20 protein-coding genes and 1 pseudogene are annotated in these 19,315 nt (G+C 70.9%); 16 read left to right on the top strand and 5 right to left on the bottom strand.

Annotated elements, in window-relative coordinates; translation table 11 throughout:
• Nucleotides 1-4: 4 nt before the first annotated feature.
• From ACPCHZ_RS22525 to ACPCHZ_RS22515, 3 genes are read left to right on the top strand one after another with little or no spacing between them, the layout of a single operon-like run.
• Entirely contained in the window at nt 5-631 is a 627-nt protein-coding gene (locus ACPCHZ_RS22525) for a SpoIIE family protein phosphatase (RefSeq protein WP_423486905.1), read from the top strand.
• On the top strand, nt 628-2,823 hold the full coding sequence (locus tag ACPCHZ_RS22520; RefSeq protein ID WP_423486778.1) for a SpoIIE family protein phosphatase: 2,196 nt from the start codon (nt 628-630) through the stop codon (nt 2,821-2,823). Before ACPCHZ_RS22525 ends, ACPCHZ_RS22520 begins: the two co-directional genes overlap by 4 nt.
• Before the next feature lie 42 nt (nt 2,824-2,865).
• Entirely contained in the window at nt 2,866-5,064 is a 2,199-nt protein-coding gene (locus ACPCHZ_RS22515) for an MMPL family transporter (protein ID WP_423486777.1), read from the top strand.
• Here the strand turns inward: ACPCHZ_RS22515 and ACPCHZ_RS22510 are convergent.
• Both ACPCHZ_RS22510 and ACPCHZ_RS22505 read right to left on the bottom strand, forming a co-directional pair.
• Entirely contained in the window at nt 5,061-6,080 is a 1,020-nt protein-coding gene (locus ACPCHZ_RS22510) for a cobalamin B12-binding domain-containing protein (protein ID WP_423486776.1), read from the bottom strand. The genes ACPCHZ_RS22515 and ACPCHZ_RS22510 overlap by 4 nt on opposite strands.
• Nucleotides 6,077-7,387 (bottom strand): PP2C family protein-serine/threonine phosphatase, encoded by a 1,311-nt coding sequence (locus ACPCHZ_RS22505; protein ID WP_423486775.1) that lies wholly within the window; start codon nt 7,385-7,387, stop codon nt 6,077-6,079. The genes ACPCHZ_RS22510 and ACPCHZ_RS22505 overlap by 4 nt, the downstream gene beginning before the upstream one ends.
• A gap of 175 nt (nt 7,388-7,562) precedes the next feature.
• Between ACPCHZ_RS22505 and ACPCHZ_RS22500 the strand changes: the two genes are divergently transcribed.
• The 7 genes from ACPCHZ_RS22500 (at nt 7,563) to ACPCHZ_RS22470 (ending at nt 11,944) form a co-directional block, all read left to right on the top strand.
• A complete protein-coding gene (locus ACPCHZ_RS22500) occupies nt 7,563-7,907 on the top strand; it encodes an STAS domain-containing protein (RefSeq protein ID WP_423486774.1) in 345 nt (114 codons plus the stop codon).
• Between the two features lie 67 nt (nt 7,908-7,974).
• Nucleotides 7,975-8,415: an ATP-binding protein gene (locus tag ACPCHZ_RS22495; protein WP_423486773.1), complete on the top strand. Its 441-nt coding sequence runs from the start codon at nt 7,975-7,977 to the stop codon at nt 8,413-8,415.
• 86 nt (nt 8,416-8,501) lie between these two features.
• A complete protein-coding gene (locus tag ACPCHZ_RS22490; protein ID WP_423486772.1) occupies nt 8,502-8,903 on the top strand; it encodes an STAS domain-containing protein in 402 nt (133 codons plus the stop codon).
• Nucleotides 8,904-8,987: 84 nt separating this feature from the next.
• Nucleotides 8,988-10,184, top strand: coding sequence for a cytochrome P450 (locus ACPCHZ_RS22485; RefSeq protein WP_423486771.1), 1,197 nt, complete (start codon nt 8,988-8,990; stop codon nt 10,182-10,184).
• Nucleotides 10,185-10,188: 4 nt separating this feature from the next.
• Nucleotides 10,189-10,614 (top strand): nuclear transport factor 2 family protein, encoded by a 426-nt coding sequence (locus ACPCHZ_RS22480; RefSeq protein ID WP_364982354.1) that lies wholly within the window; start codon nt 10,189-10,191, stop codon nt 10,612-10,614.
• 44 nt (nt 10,615-10,658) lie between these two features.
• The gene (locus tag ACPCHZ_RS22475) at nt 10,659-11,066 is read left to right on the top strand and encodes a VOC family protein (RefSeq protein ID WP_423486770.1); all 408 of its coding nucleotides are present in this window, start codon (nt 10,659-10,661) and stop codon (nt 11,064-11,066) included.
• 2 nt (nt 11,067-11,068) lie between these two features.
• Nucleotides 11,069-11,944: a rhomboid family intramembrane serine protease gene (locus ACPCHZ_RS22470; RefSeq protein WP_423486769.1), complete on the top strand. Its 876-nt coding sequence runs from the start codon at nt 11,069-11,071 to the stop codon at nt 11,942-11,944.
• Here the strand turns inward: ACPCHZ_RS22470 and ACPCHZ_RS22465 are convergent.
• Genes ACPCHZ_RS22465 through ACPCHZ_RS22455 form a run of 3 tightly spaced genes read right to left on the bottom strand, consistent with a single transcriptional unit; the run spans nt 11,941 to nt 13,462 of the window.
• Nucleotides 11,941-12,897: a TIGR03557 family F420-dependent LLM class oxidoreductase gene (locus ACPCHZ_RS22465; protein ID WP_423486768.1), complete on the bottom strand. Its 957-nt coding sequence runs from the start codon at nt 12,895-12,897 to the stop codon at nt 11,941-11,943. The genes ACPCHZ_RS22470 and ACPCHZ_RS22465 overlap by 4 nt on opposite strands.
• 42 nt (nt 12,898-12,939) lie before the next feature.
• Nucleotides 12,940-13,200 carry a hypothetical protein gene (locus ACPCHZ_RS22460; protein ID WP_423486767.1) on the bottom strand — a complete coding sequence of 87 codons (261 nt, stop codon included), beginning with the start codon at nt 13,198-13,200 and terminating at the stop codon, nt 12,940-12,942.
• 37 nt (nt 13,201-13,237) lie between these two features.
• Complete coding sequence (locus ACPCHZ_RS22455) at nt 13,238-13,462, bottom strand: hypothetical protein (RefSeq protein ID WP_264011630.1); 225 nt, start codon at nt 13,460-13,462, stop codon at nt 13,238-13,240.
• Nucleotides 13,463-13,642: 180 nt separating this feature from the next.
• Between ACPCHZ_RS22455 and ACPCHZ_RS22450 the strand changes: the two are divergent.
• From ACPCHZ_RS22450 to ACPCHZ_RS22425, 6 genes and pseudogenes are all read left to right on the top strand, one after another.
• A pseudogene (locus ACPCHZ_RS22450) lies at nt 13,643-14,550 on the top strand (oxygenase MpaB family protein).
• 3 nt (nt 14,551-14,553) lie between these two features.
• Entirely contained in the window at nt 14,554-14,805 is a 252-nt protein-coding gene (locus ACPCHZ_RS22445) for a hypothetical protein (protein ID WP_423486766.1), read from the top strand.
• Nucleotides 14,806-14,838: 33 nt separating this feature from the next.
• Nucleotides 14,839-15,696: a hypothetical protein gene (locus ACPCHZ_RS22440; protein WP_423486765.1), complete on the top strand. Its 858-nt coding sequence runs from the start codon at nt 14,839-14,841 to the stop codon at nt 15,694-15,696.
• Nucleotides 15,697-15,797: 101 nt separating this feature from the next.
• A complete protein-coding gene (locus ACPCHZ_RS22435) occupies nt 15,798-18,128 on the top strand; it encodes an MMPL family transporter (RefSeq protein ID WP_423486764.1) in 2,331 nt (776 codons plus the stop codon).
• 44 nt (nt 18,129-18,172) lie between these two features.
• Nucleotides 18,173-18,856 (top strand): histidine phosphatase family protein, encoded by a 684-nt coding sequence (locus ACPCHZ_RS22430; RefSeq protein ID WP_423486763.1) that lies wholly within the window; start codon nt 18,173-18,175, stop codon nt 18,854-18,856.
• A gap of 115 nt (nt 18,857-18,971) precedes the next feature.
• Entirely contained in the window at nt 18,972-19,244 is a 273-nt protein-coding gene (locus ACPCHZ_RS22425; protein WP_423486762.1) for a hypothetical protein, read from the top strand.
• Nucleotides 19,245-19,315: the final 71 nt, after the last annotated feature.

Here is a 19,315-nt window from a genome sequence, read left to right as displayed (position 1 = left end):
GACGATGGCCCAGCACGGGCGGCTCGGCCCGATGGAGTGGGCAGCGGCGGCGCGGCCGGTGGCCGGCCAGGTGGTGTGCGGCGACCGGTCGGTGGCGGTGGGGGTCGGCCCGCACGCCGCGCTGTTCGGCGTCATCGACGGCCTCGGGCACGGCGAACCCGCGGCCGCTGCGGCCCGGTGCGCCGAGCAGGTGCTGCGGCACGCCGACGACCGGCCGCTGTACGACCTGATGGCCCAGTGCCACCGGGAGATGACCGACACCCGCGGCGCCGCGATCACGCTTGCGCGCATCGACTTCGGCGCGGGCATCCTGCAGTGGGTCGGCGTCGGCAATGTGTCGGCGGACCTGGTCGCGCGCGCGCCGAGCGGAGTCGACACCTGCTCGTCGGCCCGGCTGCTCGGCGGCATCGTCGGCTACCGGCTGCCCGACATTGCCGCGCCGGAAGGCCTCCCGGTGCGGCCGGGCCACCTGCTCGTGATGGCCAGCGACGGCCTGGACGAGAACCGGCTGCAGGCACTCGATTTCGCGGCACCCGCCGACACCCTCGCCGAGCAGATCCTGCACCGGCACGGCAGGGACGGCGACGACGCGCTGGTGCTGGTGGCCCGCCACCGCGGGACGGCGTCATGACCGACGAGTTCCATTCCGCCTACGCCGACGCGCTGCGCGCCTATCTGGCCGGGCGCGACGAGGCGACGCTCGAGGTCGGCCACGAACTGGGCCGCCGCGCGCTGGCCGAGCGGATCAGCACGCTCGACATCGTGGAGAACCACTTCCGGCTGCTCGACGGGGGCGACGCCGGGGCGGAACCGGCTGCGGCACTGCAGTTCCTGCTCCAGGCGCTGGCCGCCCTGGACGTGGCCACCCGCGGATTCCTCGACGGCACAGAGCGGTACGAGCAGCAGCGGGCCCGCGCCGACGGCCTCGCCGACCGCGACCAGTTCCGCCGCGCACTGGTCAACGCACTGCAGGAAGGCTTCTTCATCGCCGACGGAGACGGCGCGGTGGTGGAGATCAACGACGCATTCACCGACATCACCGGCTACGACGCGGCGGGCCTGCCCTACCGGTGGCCCTACCCGTGGCTCGCCGACCAGGCGCTGGCCGCCCGGCAGCTCAACCAGCTGACCGAGGCCGGGGACATCCAGTCCGAGACGGAGATCCGGCGCCGCGACGGCACCGCAGGCTGGGCCGCGGTGAGCATCAACGTGGTGCCCGCGGCGGGAAGGAGCCGGGAGGCGTACGTCGGCACCATCCGCGACGTCACCCTGGCGCGGGCCGCCTCGGAGCGCGAACGGCTGCTCGCCCGGCTGGCCACGGCGATCGGCTTGGCCAAGAGTATGGCCGAGGTGCTGGCGATCACGCTGGACGAATGCCGCACGGCGATCGACCTGCAGCGGGTGCTCACGGTGACCTGGCTGACCGCCGACGAGGAGCCCGCGGTCCGGGCGGCCGGTGAGCCGGCAGGCACGGAGTGGTCCGACCTCGACCCGGCCCTGCAGGTCACCCTGGGCGAGGCCCGGCAGTGGCCGCCGCTGACCATCGAACCCGTGTTGCCGCCAGATGATTCGGACACCGCCTGCGGAATCGTCGCCATGCTGCCCGGCGCCGGTGACACCGCGGTGGTGCTCGAACACTCCCGGCCCCGGCAGATCAGTGCCGACGACCGGCTGCTGCTCACAGCGCTGGTCGGCCACCTCGGCCTGGCGATCCAGCACGTCCGCCAGTTCGAGGCCGCGCGCGAGGCGTCGCTGACCCTGCAGCGGGCGATGCTGCCCACCACCAGCCCGCCCGCCGGGTTCGCGGTGCGTTACGAACCGGCGGTCGCGCCGCTGGAGATCGGCGGCGACTGGTACGACGTGCTGCCCATCGGCGACCACGACATCGGCATCATCGTCGGCGACTGCGTGGGGCGCGGGCTGCCCGCCGCCGCCGTGATGGGTCAGCTGCGCAGTTCGGCGCGCGCATTGCTGCTGACCGGCGCCGAGCCCGCCGTCCTGCTCGAGGAGCTCGACTCGGCGGCCGCGCTCATCCCGCACGCCTACTGCGCGACGGTATTCCTCGCCATCCTCGACATCCGGACCGGCGAACTGCGCTACAGCAGCGCCGGTCACATGCCCGCGGTGCTCGCCGCGCCCGCGTCGCCGCCCACCGTGCTCTCCGACGCCGGGGCGGTGCCGCTGGCGGTGCGGCGCACGGGACCGCGCCCGCAGGCCACCCGCACCCTGCCGCACGGTTCGGCGCTGCTGCTCTACACCGACGGCCTGGTGGAACGGCGGGACGCGTCCATCGACGACGGCATCGACCGCGTCACCCGGGTGCTGGAACGCGAGATGTCCTCGCACGCCGACACCATCGCCGACGCGGTGCTGCGCGAGCTGGCCCCGCCGTCGGGGTACGACGACGACGTCGCCGTGCTGGTCTACCGCCGGCCACCCGAACCGCTGCACCTGGAGATCGCCGCCACCCCCGCTCACCTCGGCCGGGTCCGCACCGAGCTGACGGCCTGGTTGGCCGAGGTCGGCGCGGGCGAGGAGCTGGCCACCGACGTCGTGCTCGCGGTCAACGAGGCGTGCACCAACAGCGTCGAGCACGGCTACCGCGACGTGGCCGCCGGCGTGATGATCGTGGACGCCGCGGTGTGGGGCGACGAGATCGTCACCCGCGTGGTCGATTTCGGGGCGTGGAAGATCCCCGACGCGAAGCCGCGCACCCGCGGCCGCGGGCTGCCGATGATGCGGGCGGTCAGCACACGCGTCGACCTGGGGCCGTCGGCGGCAGGCACCACCGTCGAGATGGTGTTCCGGCTCACACCCGGCTGACCGACGGAATACTCGCCGCCGAACCGGGTAGCCCGACTAACCATGGCGACATTCCTGTATCGCGTCGGGGGCTTCGCGTACCGCCGCCGGCTGCTGGTGATCGGACTCTGGGTGGGGCTGCTGCTGGCCGCGCTGGCCGGTACCACACTGGCCCAGCCGTTCCAGAAAGACTTCTCGCTGCCGGGCTCGGCGTCACAGCAGGCGAGCGACCTGATGGACCAGAAGTTCCCCGCGCAACGCGACATCGACGAGATGGCGCAGGCCAAGGTGGTGCTCCAGGCGCCCGCCGGCGCCACGCTGGACCGCCCGGAGACCGTCGCCGCGGTCGACAGGCTCGTCGGAGAGTTGCGCGGGTTGCCGCACGTGCAGGGCCAGACCCTGATGAACCCGCTGACCACGTCCGCGGGTGCGACGAGCGTCAGCAAGGACCGCACCATCGCCTACCTGGACGTGACCTACGACCAGAAGTTCGTCGACGTGTCCAAGGACCAGATCGACGCGCTGGAGTCCGTGATGGCGAAGGCGCGCGACGGCGGGTTGACCGTCGAGGGCACCGGCACTCTCTACAACGGGCAGACCCCGCAGCAGGGCCCTTCGGAGGCCATCGGATTCGCCGTCGCCCTGGTGGTGATGGTGATCGCCTTCGCCTCGGTGGTGGCCGCGACCCTGCCGATCATCACCGCGCTGTTCGGCGTCGGGATCTCGATCGCCCTGATCACCGGTGCGACGTCGCTGGTCGACATGGACTCCTCGGCGCTGATGCTGTCGTCGATGCTCGGCATCGCGGTGTCCATCGACTACTCGCTGTTCATCGTGTCGCGCTACCGCAACGAACTCCGCGTCACCGACGACCGCGCCCACGCCACCGGCCGGGCCGTCGGCACCGCGGGGTCCTCGGTGGTGTTCGCAGGCCTGACCGTCGTCATCGCCCTGGTCGGTCTGACGGTCGTCGGCATCCCGATGATCTCGGTGATGGGCCTGACCGCGGCGCTGGCGGTGGTGATGGCCGTGCTCGCGGCGGTGACGCTGCTGCCCGCGTTCCTCGGACTGTTCGGCCACCGCGCCTTCGCCGGCCGCATCAAGCGGCTGCGCCAGGGCGACGAACCGGACACCGCGCCGACCAACGGACTGCGCTGGGCCAAAATGATTGCCGCGCATCCTGTTCCGGCGATCATCGCGGTGGTGCTCGCGCTCGGCGTGATCGCACTGCCGACCTTCAAGCTGCAGCTCGGCATGGACGTGGCCGCCACCAGCGATCAGAAGAACGCCGTCAAGCTGCTCGACCAGGGGTTCGGCGAAGGCATCACCGGCCCGCTGATCGTCGTCGCCGACGGCAGGGGGGCCTCCGCTGCCCCGGCCGGCTACCAGGCGCTCGCGAAGGAGATCCAGGCGCTGCCCGACGTGCGGATGGTCGCCCCGCCGCAGCTCAATCCCGACGGCACCGGCGCGCTGATCAGCGTCATCCCGGCCAGCGGGCCGAGCAGCCCGCAGACCCAGGCCCTCGTCGACTCGATCCGCGGTCTCGAGCAGGCCATCACCGACGCCACCGGCGTGCAGTTCGGCGTGACCGGGCAGACGGCGATCCTGTCGGACCTGTCCGAATCGATGACCAAGGCGCTGGTGCCGTACCTGGCACTGGTGGTGGGGCTGGCCTTCCTGGTGCTGACGCTGGTGTTCCGCTCCCTGCTCGTACCTCTCACGGCGACACTGGGATTCGTGTTGTCGATCGGTGCGACGTTCGGCGCCACCGTCGCGGTGTTCCAGGAGGGCTGGTTCGGGCTGGTGTCCGACCCCGGGCCGATCATCAGCTTCCTGCCCATCTTCCTGATCGGCATCGTGTTCGGCCTGGCGATGGACTACCAGGTGTTCCTGGTGACGCGGATGCGCGAGAAGTTCGTCACCGGCGACACCGACCGCACCGCGCAGGAGGCGGTCATCACCGGGTTCCAGCGCAGTGCGCGGGTGGTCAGCTGTGCGGCCGTCATCATGATCTCGGTGTTCGCGGCGTTCATCCTGTCGCCCGACTCCGTGGCCAAGTCGATGGGCTTCGCGCTGGCCGTCGCCGTGGTGTTCGACGCGTTCGTGGTGCGGATGGTGTTCATACCCGCGGTCATGTCGCTGCTCGGGGAGCGGGCCTGGTACCTGCCGGCCTGGCTGGACCGGTTGCTGCCCGACGTCGACGTCGAGGGCGACAAGCTGAGCACCGAGGCCACCGAATCCCGCGAGCACGTGCCTGCCTAGAGCACCGGCCACTCGCCGGTGAAGTGTTCGGCGACCAGGCGGCCCGCCAGCGGGTAGTCGCGCAGCGCCGTTGTCATCAGTGCCGCGAGTTCGGTGATGGCAGCGGCGTCCGCGCCGCGGGTGCGCAGCAGGTCGGCGATCCACGCGGAGGTCTCGGCGACCGGGCGGGGATCTCCGGTGAGAAGGGCGGCCGCCACCGCGTGCAGCGCCTGGTGCAGCGCGTCGTCGGCGACGTCGTGCACCCGGCTGTCCGCGTCCGCCTCGCGGGTCAGCGACCACCGATCGCGCAGCAGCGCGACCAGCCGCCGGTGATCCAGGTCGAGGGCGGATTGCTCGGCGACGGCGTCGGCGGGCAACGGGCCTGCAGGCGGCACCACCGCGGGCAGACCGGCAAGCACCGCGACCGCCCCGTGGGCATCGGGCGCCCATGCCGTCGCCCCCAGCGCCGTGGCCCGGACGTCGTCGTAGCCGAACGCCGGTCCGCCGACCACGACGGGCACGCCCGCGCCGGTGCCCGCCTCGATGAACCGCCGCGTCGTCGGCAGCGAACCGAGAATCGAGCAGCTCACCGCGATCGCATCCGGGCCCAGATCCTGCAGGTGCTGGCTGAGCCGCAACGGCGTGGTGGAGGCGCCGAGCAGCGTGCTGTCCCAGCCGTTGGCGCGCAGCGCGCAGTCGATGATCATCGCGGGCAGCGCATGCCACTCCCGCTCGGCGCACGCCACCAGCACGCGGCCGTGGGTCACCGGCACCTGCCGGACGTGTCCGGCCACCGCCGTCGTCGCCGCGACCGCGATCGCGGTGGCCGCGTGCTCCTCGGCGACCGTCCACTCCCCGCGCTGCCAGCGTGACCCGACGGTGCGCTGCGCGGTCGCGACGACGTCGGTCAGCACCGCCACCGGATCGGCGCCGTCGGCCAGCAGACGGGTCACCAGGAGGGTCGCGGCCACCGCATCGTTGGCCGAGAGGGCCTGCTCGTAACCGTTCAGCGCGTCCGTCAGGACGGCGGTGTTCACCTCCCGCACGTCACCGCGAGCAGCGCGATGTCGTCGTGCGGGCCGCCGTCGACGAATTCGATGACGTCCTGCTCGATGGCCTCACAGACCACCGCGGGCGCGGCGCCCGCGTAGGCGGGCAGTAGGGCCGTCAGCCGGTCGACGCCGTAGAAGCCGTCGCCGCCACGGGCCTCGTCGACCCCGTCGGTGAACATCAGCAGGGTGTCGCCGCGCTCCAGGCGCAGCGTCGCGGTGCGGTACGTCGCCTGCGGCAGCACTCTGATGGCGGTGCCGAAGATCTCGACCTGCTCGACGTCGCCGCCGGCACGCAGCACGATCGGCGCCGGGTGGCCCGCCACCGCGATCTCGACGTCGGCCCCGCCGTCGGCGGACGTCCGGACCCGCGCGCAGACCACGGTGACGAACTGGTCGGAACCCGGTTGCCACAGCACGTGATTCAGAGCGCCGAGCACCACGGCAGGCCGCGGGTCGAAATAGGCGGCGGTGCGCAGACTCTGGCGGGTCTGGCCGGTCAGCGCGGCGGCCTCGACGCCTTTTCCGCAGACGTCGCCGAGGGCCAGCAGCCAGTCGCCGTCGGCTCCGTACACGTCGTAGAAGTCGCCGCCGATCTCGAGGTGTTCGGCCGAGGGCCGGTATCGCGCGGCCAGCCGGATGTCGCCCGCCTCCGGAAGTGCGGGTGGCCGCAGGCTGCGCTGCAGGATCGTCGCCACCCGCGCCCGCTCCTCGTAGAGGCGGGCCGAGTCGAGTGCGACCGCCGCGCGGGAGGCGATCCGCTCCGCGAACGCCACCTCGTCGTCGTCGAATCCGCGACCCTGGCCGCGGGTGATCATCAGCACGCCCACCGTCGCCCCGCGGGCGGTCAACCCGAGCAACAGCACGTCGGCCGGCCGCAGCGCGTCCACCTGCTCGCGCAGCCGCGGATGCCGGATGATGCCGAACATCCCGTGCTCGGCAGAGCCCGCCGGGTCCGCCCCGATCCCGAAGTGCAGCAGCTCGCGGTGGCCGGTGCGCAGCACCCGGTCGGTGGCCAGGCCGTCGACCACCGAGCGCGGCACCACCTCGGTGAAGGCCACGTCGTCGCCACCGTGCACCTCGAGTCCACCGGTGCGGTTGTCGGGCATCACCAGCGCGGCCCAGTCCGCGATCGCGGGCCGGATGAGGCTGAGCACCCGCAGCACGGTCCTGCGGTAGTTGAGCGAACCGGCGAGATCGACCTCGACCGACTCCATCAGCGCACGGCGCTGCACCGCTGCCACGGTCTCCGCATGGATCGCCGACGGCTCCTGCGCCATCCGGTTACTCGCCATCACCATTCACCGTAGCCGCACTCGCTGCGCCTCATCATCCGACGAGTGCGGCGGTCGGATACGCTGTGAGCCGCCGTCCGACGCCGCTGGGTCCGATGGCGGCGATTCCCGGGTTCAGCCTGCAGCCTCCTTTCTTTCTGTGCGCGTCGTCGACGGCGCCGAGACGAGGTGGGCTGTGACCGCTGAAGACGATCGTGAGGAATGGGTCGGCAGCGTCGTCGTCGTGCGCGCGTCCGGTGCGATCGACATGCTGACCGCGCCGGCGTTGACCGAGAAGGTCCGTGCGGTCGTCGCACAGCGGCCCACCGCCGTGATCATCGACCTGACCGACGTCGAATTCCTCGCCTCCGCCGGCATGCAGGTCCTGGTCAACACCCACCACGAGGTCACGCCCGCGATCCGGTTCGCGGTCGTCGCCGATGGTCCGGCGACCAGCAGACCGCTCAAGATCACCGGGCTGACCGACGTGATCACGCTGTTCCCGACACTCGATGGTGCCCTGGATCACGTCAGACCGTGACCTGCCGCGGCGAGTGACTCCGCGGGGAAGCGGGTAGCCCACAAAGACCATGTCTTTCGCACACGCCTTGACCGACAGCGCGGACGCCGCCTTCGTCCGGACCGTGGCCGCCGATGCCGGCGCGGTGAGCAGCCTGCGGGAGGAGTTCTCCCGGTGGCTGCGGACCGGTTTCCGGCTGGACTCGGTCCGGTACAGCGACATCGTGCTCGCGGTGAACGAGGCCATGGCCAACGCCGCCGAGTTCGCCTACCGCGACGGCGGGCGGGATCGGACGTTCTGCCTGCAGGCCCACCGCGACGGCCCGGGCGTCCTCGCCGTCACCGTCGCCGACCGCGGGAGGTGGCGGGAGGCCGCACCCGCATCGAGAACGTCCGCGCGGGGCCGCGGCATCCCGCTGATGCGGGCACTCGCCGACCGGTTCGCCATCGACCCGTCGCCGCAGGGCACCCGGGTGTATCTGGGCTTCGACGGGTGCGCCGCCACCTTGCGCCCGGTCGCGCCGGCCTGACGGAAATTATTTCCACCACAGGTTTGGTTGTCCTTTGCAGTGGGAACGAAACGCCCACCGGACCCCCCTGCTGATGGAGTCACGCCGTGACGATCGCATACCTGCACGGTCGGGTATCCGCGTGCCGGCCGCCGATCGCATCGCGGGTGGCGGCTGTCGGCAGTACCCGTGGGCGTGGGGCGTCGCGGCGCACCACCGTGAGGGTGTGCGGCGAGGTGGACGCCGCCAACGCCAAGGATTTCGCGGTCGCGGTGTACGAGGCGATACCCGCGGCCGCCCGTTCCGTCACGCTGGACCTCACCGACCTGGACTTCATCGCGGTGGACGGCATCGCCGCCCTACACGCCATCAACGCCCACCTGACCCGCAGTGACGCCACGTGGCACGTGCTGCCCAGCCGCGCGGTGAGCCGCGTCCTCGACCTGTGCGACCCGGTGGGCCTGATCCCGCGGTCGATGCCCGAACGCGCGCACGGCGCCACCGCCTGAACCGTTGACCGCCCCGCCTGCGGGCTGCTAGTCATACACGGGACGCATTGTTGAGCGATCGCTCAGTGCACGCAGGGAGCCATGATGACCACCGCCGCCGCGGTCTACTACGACCCCTACTCCGTCGACATCGTCAACGATCCCTACCCGACCTACGCGCGGTTGCGCGAGGAGGCGCCGCTCTACTACAACGAGCGCTACGACTTCTGGGCGATCTCCCGGCACGCCGACGTCGAGGACGCGCTGTCGAACTGGCAGACGTTCTCGAACTCCCGCAGCGACATCCTCGAACTCGTGCAGTCCGACTTCGACATGCCCGAGGGCGTGATGATGTTCGAGGACCCACCCGTGCACAGCATGCTGCGCGGGCTGATGTCGCGGGTGTTCACGCCGCGCCGGATGGCCGAGATCGAGGACCAGATCCGCCGGTTCTGCATCGGCTGCCTCGACCCGCACGTCGGCAGCGACGGCTTCGACATCATCGCCGAACTGGCCGCCATGATGCCGATGCGGGTGATCGGCATGCTGCTGGGAATCCCTGAGTCCGAACAGGTCTCGGTGCGTGACGCCAACGACGCCAACCTGCGCACCCAGCGCGGCGCGCCGATGAAGGTGGTCGCTGCCGACAGGATCGCCGACGGCCGCATTTACGCCGACTACGTCGAATGGCGCTCGCACAACCCCTCCGACGACCTGATGACGGCGCTGCTCAACGTCGAGTTCACCGACGCCGACGGCGTCACCCGCAAGCTCACCCGCAAGGAGGTGCTGCACTACACGCAGGTGGTGGCCGGTGCGGGCAATGAGACCACCGGCCGGCTGATCGGCTGGCTGGCGAAGGTGCTCGCCGAACACCCCGACCAGCGCCGCCGGGTCGCCCAGGACCGCTCGCTGCTCAACCGCGCGATCGACGAGACGCTGCGGTTCGAGCCGACCGGCCCGCACGTCGCGCGATACCTCGCCTGCGACCACGAGCTGTACGGCACCACCGTGCCCGCGGGCAGCGCGATCCTGCTGCTGTTCGGCGCCGCCAACCGCGACCCGCGCCGCTACCGCGACCCCGACACGTTCGACATCGGCCGCGACAACATCAGCCACCTGACCTTCGGCAAGGGCGTGCACTACTGCCTCGGCGCCAACCTCGCCCGCATGGAAGGCCGGATCGCGCTCGACGAGCTGCTCAACCGGTGGCCCGAGTGGGGCATCGACTACGACAGCATGGAACTCGCCCCGACATCGACGGTCCGGGGCTGGGAGCGGTTGCGGATCGTGGTGTCCTAGACCGATGACGACGACTCCCGAGGACTTCCTCGCCCTCACCCACGCCAAGGGCCGCTACTGCTACACCCTGGACACCCGCGACTGGGCCGGGTTCGGCGACCTGATGACCGACGACATGGAGCTCGACGTCAGCGACGGCGGCACCGGCGTGCCCGTCATCACCGGCCGCGACGCCGCCGTCGACATGATCCGGTCCTCGCTGACCAACGCCCGCTCCGCCCACCAGGTACACACCCCGCTGATCGAGGTCGACGGTGACGAGGCCACCGTCGTGTGGGCCATGCAGGACCGGGTGGTGTGGGAGAACGGTCCGGCACTCACCGGTTACGGCCACTACCACGAGCGCTGGGTCCGCCAGGACGGCGCGTGGCGGATCAAGGCGCTGCGGCTGACCCGGCTGATCATGGAGTTCAGCACCCCCGGCTCCTGACGGCCGCGCGCGGGGCACGCGCGCCGACCGGGACAATGGCGTAGGTGAAGTTCGATCTGCTCACCCCCGGCATCGAAGTCGGCCTGGTGACCACGAATCCCGACCCCATGGTGACGTTCTACGAGGGCTTCCTCGAGCTGGAGTTTCAGGGCGAGCTCGAGTTCCCCGGCGGCACGCAGCGGCGCTACACGCTGGGCAACGGCGTGCTCAAGCTGGTGACCTACGACCCGCCGCCGCCGCAACCCGCGGCGCCGGGAGGCGGGCGGGCCCAGGCCGGGGTCCGGTACTTCACGATCGGGGTGCAGAAGCTGCGCGCCGTCGCCGAGGAGTTCGCCGCGTCGCCTTACGACATCGTCGAACCGCTGACGGAATTCGCGCCGGTGCCGGGGATGGGCTGGATGTTCGTCGCCGACCCCGACGGCAACTGGATCGAACTGTTCGGGACGCTGTAACCATGGCTTACCCGCATCCGCAGCAGTCGCCGGCCGAGACGCCGACCTGCTACCGCCATCCCGACCGGCAGACCTATGTGCGCTGCAACCGCTGCGGGCGGTACATCTGCGGTGAGTGCATGCGCTCAGCGGCGGTGGGCCATCAGTGCGTCGAGTGCGTGAACGCCGGCGCCAGGACGGTGCGGCCGGTGCGTACCCCGTTCGGCGGCCGCGCAGGCGCCACCAAGCCGATGGTCACCTACGTGCTCATCGCGGTCAACGTGCTGGCGTTCGTGCTGCAGTCCGCGATGCCCGAGCTGGAGCGCGAGCTCGTGCTGTGGGCGCCCGGCGTCGCGTCCGGCGAGTGGTGGCGGCTGGTGACGTCGGCGTTCCTGCACTACGGCATCACCCACCTGCTGTTCAACATGCTGGCGCTGTACTACGTGGGGCCGCCGCTGGAGGCGGCGCTGGGCCGGCTGCGCTTCGGCGCGCTCTACGGGCTGAGCGCACTGGGCGGCTCGGTGCTGGTCTACCTGCTCTCCCCGCTCAACACCGGCACCGCGGGCGCCTCCGGGGCGGTGTTCGGCCTCTTCGGCGCGACGTTCGTGGTGGCCAAGCGGCTCAACCTGGACATCCGCGGGATCGCCGCGATCATCGTGCTGAACCTCGCTTTCACGTTCGTCTATCCGCTGATCAGTTCACAGAACATCAGCTGGCAGGGCCACATCGGCGGGCTGATCACCGGTGCCGCGGTGGCCGCGGCGTACGCCTACGCCCCGCGCGAGCAGCGCAACCTGATCCAAGCTGGTGTGACGGCAGCCGTACTGGTGGTGCTGGCGGCGCTGATCTGGTGGCGCACCGGCCAATTGCTCGACCTGTTCGGCGGCTCGGTGCGCTAGGACCGCAGCTGCGGCAGCACGTCGCGCTGCCAGGACTCGAAGAAGCCGTCGAGGTCCGGTCCGATCTGCTGGACGTAGACCTCGTCGACCCCGGCGTCGAGGTACTCGCGCACCTGCGCGGCGTGCTTGTCGGGGTCCGGGCCGCACGTCACCGACTCGGCGACCTTCTCCCGCGGCACCAGGGCGCCGGCGTCGGCGAAGTCGCCGGGCCGCGGCAGCGTCTGGGCCAGCTGACCGGGCAGGCTCTCGTTCGGCCACAGCCGGTGCGCCGCGTCGAGGCCCTTCTCGGCGTCGCGGTCCCAGCTGACCTTGGTGCCGGCCTGCACGGGCTTGTCGCCGCCACCGGAGTCGCGGAACGTCTTGATCAGCTCGGCGTCCGCCATCGTGGTGGCGAAGCCGTCGCCGATGCGGCCGGCCAGCTCGGCGGCCTGCGGGCCGAAGCCCGAGACGTAGATGGGCACCGGCTGCTCGGGGAGCGTGTAGATGCGGGCCTCCTGCACCTCGTAGTGCAGGCCGTGGTGACTGACCTCCTTGCCGCCGTGCAGCAGCCGGATCACGTCGACGGCCTCCTCGAGCATCTCCAGCCGGACGCCGACAGACGGCCAGTGATCGCCGAGGACGTGCTCGTTGAGTGCCTCCCCGCTGCCGACGCCCAGCACGAACCGGCCGTCGAGCTGGACGGCGGCGGTGGCGGCCGCCTGGGCGATGATCGCCGGATGGATGCGGATGGTGGGGCAGGTGACCCCCGTCGACACGGGTAGCGAGGTCACCTGCGACAGGGCGCCGATCACCCCCCACACGAACGGGCTCTGGCCCTGTTCGTCGTTCCACGGGTGGAAGTGATCCGAGATCCACAGGGAGTCGAAGCCCGCGGCCTCCGCACGCTTGGCCTGGTCCACCAGTTCGGCAGGGGTGTACTGCTCACACGACAGGAAGTATCCGATCTTCGCCATGGCGCGGGGGGTACCCGCCGCCACGCCGGCTATGCGTTCGCGCTACCCGCCGTGCTGCGTCGGACTCTGCGGGGACTCCCACTTGCTCTCCAGCGAGCGGGTCACCACCGTGCCCGCCGGATACTCCTGCTGGAAGGTCTCGCCGTCGGTGTCCTGGAACGTGACGGTGAAGACGGTCCCCTGCGGCGTCTCGTCGGTGCTCTTGAACACCACCTGGTAGGGCCGTGAACCGGACCCGCGGTCGACGTCGACGACGTCGCCCTCGGCCACGTCGTCGATCGGATCGTTGGCAACGTTGGACATGGCCCCGACGGTAGCCGACGGCTCGGCGCATGCACGCTCAGGTCATACAGACATTGGAGAACAGCAGCACCGGCCAGGACGCGATCGAGCCGAGGAAGGAGATCGCCAGGTCGGCGCCCTCCATGCCGCGCAGGTGCTCGGTGTGCGTGCTCGACCAGATGACACCGACGATCAGGTACGGCGTCCCGAGCAGCAGTGCGATGCCGATCAACTCGGCGATGCTGAGCTTGTAGGCCAGCAGCTGACGAAGCTTGGTCTCCATCGGTGTCCCCTCCATCCACTCCACCGGAATGTTAACGGGCGTTCGTAGGTAACGGAACGGATCGACGCGATCAGAACCCGTGTTGTCAGCCGAATACCGCGCCCGGGTGACGTTGATGTGTACCGCTGTTTCGCGAGAATGTGTTCCCGCAGCGGTCGCCGGTGTGGCACGCTGACCGACATGGCAGTACCGGGGGACAGCCAGAGAACAGCCGAGGACCGCGTGTTGACCACCACCGACACCCGCATCACGATCGGGCGCCGCACCGCGCGCTGGTCCGACGAACCCGTCACCGTGGCCGACGCGATGGACTTCTGGTCGTTCGCGGCGGGTGCGGCCAACGTCATCATGCAGCTCTCCTCGCCGGGGGTCGGCTACGGCGTGGTGGAGAGCAAGGTGGACTCCGGCAACCTGCTCAAGCATCCGTGGAAGCGGGCCAGGACGACGTTCCAGTACCTCGCGGTCGCGATCCTCGGCACCGACGCCGACCGGGCGGCGATGCGGGAGGCCGTCAACGGCGCCCACCGTCATGTGAAGTCGGAGCCGGGCAGCGCGGTGCGCTACAACGCCTTCGACCGTGAGCTGCAGATGTGGGTGGCCGCATGTCTTTCGTCGGACTGGAGGACACCTACCAGCTGCTGCGTGGTCAGATGACCCCCGACCAGTCCGAGCAGTTCTACCGCTCGGCATGGACGCTCGGCACCACGCTTCAGGTGACCGAGGACCAATGGCCGCCCAGCCGAGCCGATTTCGACCACTACTGGAACACCGCGTGCGCACGGGTGGCCGTCGACGACAAGGTGCGTGCCTACCTCGAGGACCTGATCGACCTGCAGATGATCCGGGCGCCGCTGCGGCTGACGTCGCGGCGGCTGCTGAGATTCCTCACCATCGGCTTCCTGGCCCCCGTCTTCCGCGACGCCATGGGGGTGCGGTGGAGTGACGCCGAGCAGAGGTGGTTCGAAAGACTCTTCCGCACAGTGGCTTTGGTAAACCGATTCCTTCCGCCGTTCATCCGGCAGGGCGGCAGCCTGGTGCTGCTCGCCGATGTCCGCCGCCGCATCCGCCGCCACCGCCCGCTGATCTGAACCATGGACGCGCTGCGCCGCCTGCTCGCCCGGGAGTTGACTGTCGCGGGATGGCTCGAGCTGGGCATGTGGCTCGCCATCCCGTACCTCGCTATCGGCATCGGGTTCACCTTCTTGCAGCCGGAATTCGCCCGGCTCGCCGAGCTGCGGCTGCAGGCCACGCTGCCCGCGGGCGCCAATCTGGTGGCCTTCGGCGAGTCGGTGCTCTACTGGCCGGTGCTGCTGTTCGCACCCGAGGTGTGCGCGGCGGTCTAGCGTTCACGACGTCCGGCGCGGGATCATGGCCCGATGGCCGACAGTGCGACCGATCAGGCGATCGACGAGCTGTACCAAGCGGCACCCGAGGAGTTCACCGCGCTGCGGACACAACTGGCCAAGGCGGCCAAACAGGGCGGCGACACCGAAGGCGCCAAGGCGATCTCGGCGTCGCGCAAGCCGACCACCTCGGCATGGGTGGTCAACCGGCTGATCCACGACGACCCCGAGGTCAGGTCGCAGCTGGCCGACCTGGGGGAGCGGCTACGCAGCGCGCACTCCACGATGGACGGTGAGCGCATCCGGCAATTCTCCGGCGAGCAACGCCGTCTCGTCGTGGAGCTCACCCGCACGGCGTTCCGGGTCGCGGGCATCGCCAACCCGTCGGCGGCGCTGCGCGACGACGTCACCGACACCCTGCAGGCCGCCGTCGCGGACCCCGACGTCACCGCCCGGCTCGGCCGGCTGGCCAAGGCCGAACAGTGGTCGGGGTTCGGTGAGTTCGGTGAGATCTCCCAGGTGTCCACCACGGCGCGCGGCAGCAGGGCGGCCACGCCGAAGGCCGCCCCGGCGCCGGAGCCCGCGGCCGACCGGGACAAGGCCGGCCGGGACAAGGAAGACAGGGACAAGGCCGACCGGCAGCGCCGGGAGCGGGCGCGCGCCGTGCTGGCGGCCGCGGAGCGGGCCAAGGCCGAGGCCGACGAGGCGATCGCCGAGCGGCAGAGCGACCTGGCCACCGCGCGGCTCAAGCGCGACGACGCGCGCAACCGACTCGCCAGGGCCGAGGAGGCGCTCGAGGAGGCCGAGGAGGCCTACGCCGCCGCCAAACAGGCCGGGCGCGATGCGGGGGCCGTGGTGAAGGAGGCCAAGAAGGGCCTCGGCCGGGGCTGAACCCCGGCCCGGTGTGTGTCGCGGGTCATGCCGGCGGGACCCACGTGGGCTTGGCGACAAACGATAGCCGACTCCCATATCGGGAGCCTACTCTCACTTACATGTCGACACTTCTGCATCGCATGGGCCGCTACGCCTTCGCCCGGCCCTGGCACGTCATCGGCGTGTGGCTGGCGCTGATCGCCGTCGTCGCAGGCATTCTCGCGATCAACCCGCCCAAGGTCTCCAACGAGATGCGCATCAACGGCACGCCCGCCCAGCAGGTCATCGACCAGTTGGCCGAGCGGATGCCCGAAGCGTCCGGCGGGCAGGGCCTGATCGCGTTCGCCGCGCCGGCAGGCACCCGCATCGACGACCCGGCGCACCGCGACGCCGTGCTGGCCGCCGTCGACGCCGTCGCGCACAGCGATCACGTGCTCGACCCGAACGAGATCGCCCGAGCCGAAATGGCCAAGGGGCCTGCCAGCCCGACGCTGGCCGCATCGGCGGCCATCGCGCAGGCGCAGGTACACGCGCCTGCGCCGGAGAATGCGCCGAAGCCGTTGCTGCTCAACGGCCGACCGGTGCCCGGCGTGGTGGTGTCGGCCGACGGCGCCGCGGCGCTCTACCAGTTCTCGTTCGACAAGCAGACCGCCGAGCTGCCCACCGGAACCATCGAGCACACCGTCGACGCCGCACGGGACGCACTGGGGCGGAGCGGGATCGAGGTGCTGCCGTCGGCGAGCATGCTGCAGATGCCCGAGATCATCGGCGCAGGCGAGGTCATCGGCGTGATGGTGGCCGCACTCGTCCTGGTGGTCACGCTCGGCTCGCTGGTGGCCGCAGGCCTGCCGCTGGTGACCGCGCTGACCGCCGTCGCGATCGGGGTGGGCGGCACCTTCCTGTTCTCGCATCTGGTGAACATGCAGTCGATGACGGCCGTGCTGGCGTTGATGCTCGGCTTGGCCGTCGGCATCGACTACGCGATGTTCATCGTCAACCGGCAGCGCCGCCTCATCCTGGACCGCGGCCTGTCGGCGGCCGACGCCGCCGCGCGGGCCATCGGCACCGCGGGCAGCGCCGTGGTCTTCGCAGGCACCACGGTCGTCATCGCGCTGGTGGCGCTGACCGTGGTCGGCATCTCGCTGCTGACGCCGATGGCGCTGGCCGCCGCGGGGACGGTGATCGTCGCCGTCGCCTCCGCGATCACCCTGTTGCCCGCGCTGCTGGGCCTGGTCGGCGAGCGGATCTGCTCGGCGAAGGCCCGTGACGAGGCTGCCGCGGCCGACAGCGACACCGGGAACCACCGGTTCGCCTCGGCGTGGGTGGGAGCGGTGCTGCGGCATCGTGTTCCGGTCGCGATCGCCGGCGTCGTCGTCACCGGTCTGCTCGCGGTGCCCGCGCTGAACATGTCGCTGGGGCTGCCCGACGGTGGCAGCTACAACCAGGGCACCCCGCAGCGGGCGAGCTACGACCTGGTCGGCGAGCACTACGGCGACGGCTTCAACGGACCCCTTGTGGTGATCGCCGAACCGGCCGCCAGTGGGGCGCTGACCACAGCCGCCCTCGTCGACACCTACAACGACCTGCGCCGGATGCCCGGGGTGGAGTCGGTGAGCCTGGGCACCGTCAGCGACACCGCCGACACCGCGGTGTTCTCGGTGGTGCCCACCGCCGGTCCGACCGACGACGCCACCGCTCAACTGGTGCGCGACATCCGGGCACATGCCGGACCGCTGTCGGAACTGCGCGACGTCGACCTCGGGGTCACCGGCGTCACCGCGATGGGCATTGACACCACCGACCGGCTGGCCGAGGCCATCCCGCTGTACATCGCCGTCGTCGTGGGGCTGTCGCTGCTGGTGCTGCTGGTGGTGTTCCGCTCGATCGCGGTGCCCGTCAAGGCGACGGTGGGCTTCCTGCTCAGCGTGATCGCCACGTTCGGCGCCACCACCGCGCTGTTCCAGTGGGGCTGGTTCCAGCAACTCATCGGGCTGAGCGCCACCGGGCCGATCCTGAGCCTGCTGCCGATCATCGTCATCGGTGTGTTGTACGGCCTGGCAATGGATTACGAGGTGTTCCTGGTCTCGTCGATGAAGGAGGCGCACGTGCACGGCCACCGCGGCGACGAGGCGGTGTCACACGGGTTCGCCCAGGCCAGCCGGGTGGTCGCGGCGGCCGCGGTGATCATGATGGCGGTGTTCGCCGGCTTCGTGTTCAACGCCGACCCGATGATCAAGCAGATGGGCTTCGCGCTGGCGTTCGGCGTGCTGATCGACGCGTTCGTGGTGCGGATGACCGTGGTGCCCGCGGTGATGTCGATGCTGGGCGACCGGGCCTGGTGGCTGCCGCGGCGGCTGGCGGCCTTCCTGCCCGACCTGGACATCGAGGGCGACAAGCTGAATCGCCGGCTGGCCCGCAGCGCAGGCGAGGACGCCCCCGTCCCCGTGTAGCCACCACCGTTGGCTCGCGCAGAGAACTCTGCCACCATCACGGGATGCGCCGGATACTCGCGGCTCTGGCCGCTGTGACGATCACCATCGCCGGTGCCCCGTCGGCGGCGGCGGGCGGCCCGCACACCATCACGCTGACGTTCATCCGGCACGCGCAGTCCGCGGGCAACGCCTCCGGCCTGATCGACACGTCGACCCCGGGTCCTGGTCTGACCGAACTCGGCCGCGAGCAGGCCGCAGCCGCCGCGACGCATCTGAGCGGCAACGACTACGACGGCATCTTCGCCTCGACGATGGTGCGCACGCAGCAGACCGCGCAACCCATGTCGGCTGCGCTCGGCGAGCCCGTCACGGTGCTGCCCGGCCTGCGCGAGATCGAGGCGGGCGAGTACGAGGGCAGGCCCGAGGCCGACGCGGTCGACTACTTCTCGGCGCCGCAACGCTGGCTGGCCGGCGACCGGTCGGCACGCATCCCGGGTTCGCTGAGCGGCGACGAATTCGACGCCCGGTTCGACGACGCCGTCCGCCGGATCTACGACAGCGGCGCCCGCGATCCCGTCGCGTTCTCCCACGGCGCGGCGATCATGCTGTGGGTGACGATGAACGTGGCCAACCCCGACCCGTCGCTGCTGCGCAGCGAGCCGCTGCAGAACACCGGCCGCGTGGTGCTCACCGGCAGCCCCGAGCAGGGCTGGACGCTCGACGACTGGCAGGGCGCTCCGGCCTGACCGCGACGTGACGTACGCCACACCGCGCATGGTCGTGCGTCCGCCCCACGTCGTCTTCTCCGCCGGCCACCTGCGCGTTAGGGTTGGCCCAAGCATCCGACGATCGGGAGCACACATGAAGATCCGGCTGTTGCCATACGTCAACCTCGAGGTCGACGACCGCCTGCGCCAGGGGATGCGCCGGCGCGGCGAGCGACTGCGGCTGAACGTGCGGGCATACCTGCTCAGCGCCGCCGACGACGTCGACACCGCGGGCGACCGGGTCCGCGGCCTCTGCGACAAGGCGGTCACCCGCGTCGACTCGGTGGTGGCCGGCGTCAACGACCGGATCGCGCCGTCGGCGCCCCGGCCGCATCTGCGCCCGGTCGCCGATCGCGAAGCCAGCTAGTAGCCGCCACACTGCCCGCCACCTTCCGCGCGGACTGAGCGCGCGCCCGCGCTGACCCCGCGCCGCACTCC

This window comes from Mycobacterium sp. NPDC050041 (assembly GCF_049541695.1).
Classification (GTDB): Bacteria; Actinomycetota; Actinomycetes; order Mycobacteriales; family Mycobacteriaceae; genus Mycobacterium.
Note: the sequence above shows the minus strand (reverse complement) of the source record. Positions and strands in the feature narration are given on the sequence as shown.

Bases quoted from the DNA above. Each gene is read 5' to 3' on its own strand.
- ACPCHZ_RS22525 (WP_423486905.1), top strand. From the start codon at position 5: ATGGCCCAGCACGGGCGGCTCGGCCCGATGGAGTGGGCAGCGGCGGCG.
- ACPCHZ_RS22520 (WP_423486778.1), top strand. From the start codon at position 628: ATGACCGACGAGTTCCATTCCGCCTACGCCGACGCGCTGCGCGCCTAT.
- ACPCHZ_RS22515 (WP_423486777.1), top strand. From the start codon at position 2,866: ATGGCGACATTCCTGTATCGCGTCGGGGGCTTCGCGTACCGCCGCCGG.
- ACPCHZ_RS22505 (WP_423486775.1), bottom strand. From the start codon at position 7,387: ATGGCGAGTAACCGGATGGCGCAGGAGCCGTCGGCGATCCATGCGGAG.
- ACPCHZ_RS22485 (WP_423486771.1), top strand. From the start codon at position 8,988: ATGACCACCGCCGCCGCGGTCTACTACGACCCCTACTCCGTCGACATC.
- ACPCHZ_RS22480 (WP_364982354.1), top strand. From the start codon at position 10,189: ATGACGACGACTCCCGAGGACTTCCTCGCCCTCACCCACGCCAAGGGC.
- ACPCHZ_RS22470 (WP_423486769.1), top strand. From the start codon at position 11,069: ATGGCTTACCCGCATCCGCAGCAGTCGCCGGCCGAGACGCCGACCTGC.
- ACPCHZ_RS22465 (WP_423486768.1), bottom strand. From the start codon at position 12,897: ATGGCGAAGATCGGATACTTCCTGTCGTGTGAGCAGTACACCCCTGCC.
- ACPCHZ_RS22460 (WP_423486767.1), bottom strand. From the start codon at position 13,200: ATGTCCAACGTTGCCAACGATCCGATCGACGACGTGGCCGAGGGCGAC.
- ACPCHZ_RS22455 (WP_264011630.1), bottom strand. From the start codon at position 13,462: ATGGAGACCAAGCTTCGTCAGCTGCTGGCCTACAAGCTCAGCATCGCC.
- ACPCHZ_RS22445 (WP_423486766.1), top strand. From the start codon at position 14,554: ATGGACGCGCTGCGCCGCCTGCTCGCCCGGGAGTTGACTGTCGCGGGA.
- ACPCHZ_RS22440 (WP_423486765.1), top strand. From the start codon at position 14,839: ATGGCCGACAGTGCGACCGATCAGGCGATCGACGAGCTGTACCAAGCG.
- ACPCHZ_RS22435 (WP_423486764.1), top strand. From the start codon at position 15,798: ATGTCGACACTTCTGCATCGCATGGGCCGCTACGCCTTCGCCCGGCCC.
- ACPCHZ_RS22430 (WP_423486763.1), top strand. From the start codon at position 18,173: ATGCGCCGGATACTCGCGGCTCTGGCCGCTGTGACGATCACCATCGCC.
- ACPCHZ_RS22425 (WP_423486762.1), top strand. From the start codon at position 18,972: ATGAAGATCCGGCTGTTGCCATACGTCAACCTCGAGGTCGACGACCGC.